Genomic DNA, 4,268 nt, shown 5'->3' on the forward strand with positions numbered 1-4,268 from the left:
AGTATCTAGGTGCAGTTCCAATTTGTCAGACTATGGGTACATTTTATGTCAGAGTATAGTTATATCTTTTCGGTAAGTTATTGAAAGCTGAAAGCTGCCTATGTCAGACTTTGCTTCCAGCGACAATTGATGTTGTCGCTGAACCCATATACTGGTTTTAGCGACATGAGCCAATTAAAGCGAAAGTGGTTCAATCGTGGTTTTACTATGATTATCAGGCTCAACCGTTATTGGTCCCGCGATCTGAGTTGCTGCTTGTGGTGATATTCGTTCAGGAAACCACTTTTTTACAATAAGCTCGAACTGGCCATTTTGTTTAACCGTATCAAATGCATGTCGCATCATTTCGAGTAATTCAACCCGAGTATCTTTATGGGTTGCTATACCTAGCTCGATGTTATTAATAACATACGCAATGGTGAAATCAGACCGTTTAAGCCCCAATGCCTTTATTGAGCCGGATAGGCCGATATCATTATTATTGACTAAATCCACTCGATCATAATAAAGCATTTTTAGGGCTTTAGTTTGGTTTGCAACCAAATAGACATTTGGGTGTTCATGTTGAATGTTGAGACTCTCTAGTGAAATGTCGCTTCTTGGTAACGCCAGCGTGTATCGATTAATATCTTGTTTGTTAACGATATTGATGTCAGCTCGAGAGGTCTTTTTGTAAATAACATTTCGCACCGTGTGAAAATCACCTATCCATTTAAACAGTTGTAAACGTTTTTCGGATTTACCTATCGAAAAAATAAATGTATCAGGATTTTTTGCGGCATTTTTATATGCTCGGCTCCAAGGCATGATTTGAATATTAATATCAAAATCAAGGTATTGCTGGGTAGCATGTAACACATCAATCGAAAAGCCAACCAATTCTCCATGAGAATTTAGCGACTGAAATGGAGGATAGCTTTCGGTGTAAAAAGTGATAGCTGGTCTGGCATTTGAAATCGGCGAATTGAAAAATGTAATGATGAAAATCACCACAGATAAGTAACGCAACATAAATAACAGCACCTTAGATTAAGGCTTCCATGCATTTCATCTCCGTAATAGTGACAAGCCTAACATATTGTTATTATTTTGTGACAATTAAGCTGTTGAGTCGTTAGCTAATTAATCTTTGTGGAGATCTAGCCCAGAGTACTTTGCTAAACAATATACTCATCTGCCCACTCTTTTAAGCGCTCTAAAATATCCAATGCCGTGCGACCAAGATCGGTAATACTATAAGACACAGCAATAGGACGATCACTAATCACATGGCGAGTCACCAGTCCTTGGGCTTCTAATTCTTTCAGGCGTTGATCGACCATTTTTTTACTTGCCCCGCCTAACATGCGCGACAAATCATTAAATCGCACTGGACCATCTTGCAAGTGCCATAATATCGATGCTTTCCATTTTCCACCTAATACCCGCATACCACGCTCGACCGAGCAAGGTTCAGCACAAGCGTTGATAACTTTTTTTTGACCGTTAGTCATTGTTTCAATTTTAGTTTTCATCAATCTAACCTAGGTTACTAAAAGTATACTGGTTGCTTTTGTATTCCATTGTATCAAAATAGACAGCAATTAGACTAGCGTCACTTTAGTACCATTAAGGAATGTTTCTCCATGGCAGTATTAATCTCTTACGATCCCGCGAGTTATCATAAAGTCGATGGCGGAGAACACATTGAAGCCACAGCGGTAGGTCGCGTAGAAACAACCAGCATCGAGCAGTTGCCAATAGTGATAAGCAATGCGCAAGTTGCTCAAAAAGCTTGGGCAAGTTTGCCATTAGTTGAACGGCAACAGTATGTGGTTAAAGCGTATCAACAATTACACGCAGTGCAAGATGAACTGGCAACACTCATTGGCCAAGAAATGGGCAAAGATTATCGCCGTGCCACCTATGAAGTGGGCGGTACATTACAAAATGCAGGCTATTTTGCCAGTGAAATAGGCGATGCATTAGCCACTGAGCAAGTTGATAATCGTACTGAATTACAATACCGTCCTTTGGGTGTTGTAGCCGTCATTTCGCCCTGGAATTATCCGATAGCCATGGCCAATAACTTACTGATGCCAGCACTTATAGCGGGCAACAGTGTGATATTAAAGCCATCTGAACAAACTCCGCTGGTGGCCGAATTATTTATTAATACCCTTAATAAGGTGCTACCACAGCATGTGCTGCAAGTGGTTCAAGGTGATAAAGCCCTTGGCCAGGCACTGGTTGCTGCAGACATTAATATGGTGGCATTTACCGGGTCTATGGCTGCAGGTAAACACATTATGGCTAATGCCTCATCGGGTTTAAAACGTTTAGTAATGGAGCTTGGCGGCAACGATCCTATGATTGTGATGGCTGGTGCCAATATGGATGCCGCGGTGCGTTTTGCGGTGGCAAGCTCGTTTGAAAACGCTGGGCAGATGTGCACTTCCACAGAACGAGTATATGTAGACCAGCAAATTGCCGATGAGTTTGAACAAAAAGTGGTGGCCTTAGCCAGCCGTTATCGTGTGGGAGCATGGGACGCTGCGAATGTGAATATTGGCCCGATAGTGAATCCTACACAGCACCAAAAAGTACTTGAGCAGTTACAAGATGCTACAGCCAAAGGCGCGAGTATTTTATTAGGTAGTGATCACTATGAACTACCGTTTATTCAACCTACAGTTGTGACAGATATTACTCCTGAAATGCTGCTAGAACGTGAAGAAACCTTTGGCCCTGTAGTGGCTATGAGCCGTTTTAGTGATATTGATGAAGCCATTAGTCGCGCTAATAACAGCCACTATGGTTTAGCTGCTGTGGTGTTTGGTGGCCAAGGCGCTAAAGCCGTTGCCGAACAACTTGAGGCTGGCATGGTTGGGGTTAATCAAGGTGCTGGTGCTGGCAATGCGCCATGGGTAGGAGCTAAGCAAAGTGGTTTTGGTTTTCATGGCACTGCAGCAGGGCATCGCCAATTTGCTCAAGTGCGAGTGATGAGTTATTAATTTTTGCGGTTAGCCACACTTATTCGTAAGCAGTTATTTTTTAGTAAATAATGTTTATTAAACAATAACTCTCACACTTTTTTAGTTAAACATTGCTAGCCCATTTTATGGTTAAAGGTATAAATACATGAACACAGCAAAAGTAAATTCAGATTATTTTGTGGTGGCACTAGAACCCGGCGCTGAACATCCGGCATTGCCGACATGGGCTAATCATCACGCTAATGTGGCTGAGCTTAATGAGGCAAAGTTGACCGAAACTGAGCGTGCTAACGTGAGTAAAAAAATGTTAGCCGAAGTGCCAGGTGCGTTTCAATTATTGAATGTATTGACGCCAGATGAGTGTAAACGGCTAATTTCAGTGAGTGAGTCGATGGGCTTTTTACCCGACGCCGCGGTGTCATTACCACGCAATGTACGCCATAACGACAGTTTAACCTGGGTGGTTGATAACACCACTGAGCAAGTTATTTGGAATAGAGTTAACCATCTTATGGATGATAACTTGGGCATTTTTGCTGGTAAAGCAGCCTTGGGACTCAATAATCGCTTTCGTTTTTATCGCTATAATCAGGGTGATTTCTTTAAGCCGCATTCAGATGGTTCGTGGCCGGGAAGCCAAGTTATAGACGGTCAGTTAGTGCGAGATGCTTTTGGCGATCGCTACAGCCTGTTGACATTTTTAATCTTACTGACAGAAGACTTTGAAGGCGGTGCAACGCGCTTTTTAGTTAATGCCGACAACCCAAGTTTACCAGCAAAACATGGCGATAATATGCGTCAAGTTGACGTGCGAACGCCAGCGGGAAGTGTATTGTGTTTCCCACATGGCATGCATCCGCTGCATTGCATTCATAGCTCAGAGCCTATTTTTTCTGGGGTTAAATACATTATCCGCACCGATGTGTTGTTTGAGTTATAACACTGGCCATCAACACGGGTTAGCTTATTGATAAGCTAATCCGTTAGTTAAGCGCTATATTTTTAATGAAATAATGTACAAGGTTCGCTCTACTCAAGCCTTTGTGAACTTTTCCTTCTTGCTTAATCCTCGCTGAACGAAGTCGATGTTCGTAATCCGTCATATATTTCTGCTCAATATAAACCCGCTGTTATCAAATTCACTCGTGTGTCACTTTCTGCAATAAACTTCTATAAAACTTATCGAATAAGCTTGCTCGCCAACGTGGCTATTGTGACAGCGCATCCTTGGCAAACTCAACTGTCAGCGCTAATGGCAAGGATAACATTTACGCTAATGTTGACCTCATGGAG

At 42.2% G+C, this 4,268-nt stretch carries 4 protein-coding genes; 2 read left to right on the forward strand and 2 right to left on the reverse strand.

The annotated features are described in order from the left end of the window. Positions 1–174: 174 nt before the first annotated feature. On the reverse strand, positions 175–1,011 hold the full coding sequence (locus tag H5185_RS21370) for an ABC transporter substrate-binding protein (protein ID WP_182743144.1): 837 nt from the start codon (positions 1,009–1,011) through the stop codon (positions 175–177). A gap of 146 nt (positions 1,012–1,157) precedes the next feature. Then, positions 1,158–1,514, reverse strand: a complete 357-nt coding sequence (locus tag H5185_RS21375) for a helix-turn-helix domain-containing protein (RefSeq protein WP_124015612.1) — start codon at positions 1,512–1,514, stop codon at positions 1,158–1,160. 111 nt (positions 1,515–1,625) lie between these two features. Between H5185_RS21375 and H5185_RS21380 the strand changes: the two genes are divergently transcribed. Beyond that, positions 1,626–2,993 (forward strand): aldehyde dehydrogenase, encoded by a 1,368-nt coding sequence (locus tag H5185_RS21380; RefSeq protein ID WP_220494513.1) that lies wholly within the window; start codon positions 1,626–1,628, stop codon positions 2,991–2,993. A gap of 127 nt (positions 2,994–3,120) precedes the next feature. Further along, the gene (locus H5185_RS21385; RefSeq protein ID WP_182743146.1) at positions 3,121–3,915 is read left to right on the forward strand and encodes a 2OG-Fe(II) oxygenase; all 795 of its coding nucleotides are present in this window, start codon (positions 3,121–3,123) and stop codon (positions 3,913–3,915) included. Positions 3,916–4,268: the final 353 nt, after the last annotated feature.

The organism is Shewanella sp. SG44-6, from assembly GCF_014164185.1.
Classification (GTDB): Bacteria; Pseudomonadota; Gammaproteobacteria; order Enterobacterales; family Shewanellaceae; genus Shewanella; species Shewanella vesiculosa.

Bases quoted from the DNA above. Each gene is read 5' to 3' on its own strand.
- H5185_RS21370 (WP_182743144.1), bottom strand. From the start codon at position 1,011: ATGTTGCGTTACTTATCTGTGGTGATTTTCATCATTACATTTTTCAAT.
- H5185_RS21375 (WP_124015612.1), bottom strand. From the start codon at position 1,514: ATGAAAACTAAAATTGAAACAATGACTAACGGTCAAAAAAAAGTTATC.
- H5185_RS21380 (WP_220494513.1), top strand. From the start codon at position 1,626: ATGGCAGTATTAATCTCTTACGATCCCGCGAGTTATCATAAAGTCGAT.
- H5185_RS21385 (WP_182743146.1), top strand. From the start codon at position 3,121: ATGAACACAGCAAAAGTAAATTCAGATTATTTTGTGGTGGCACTAGAA.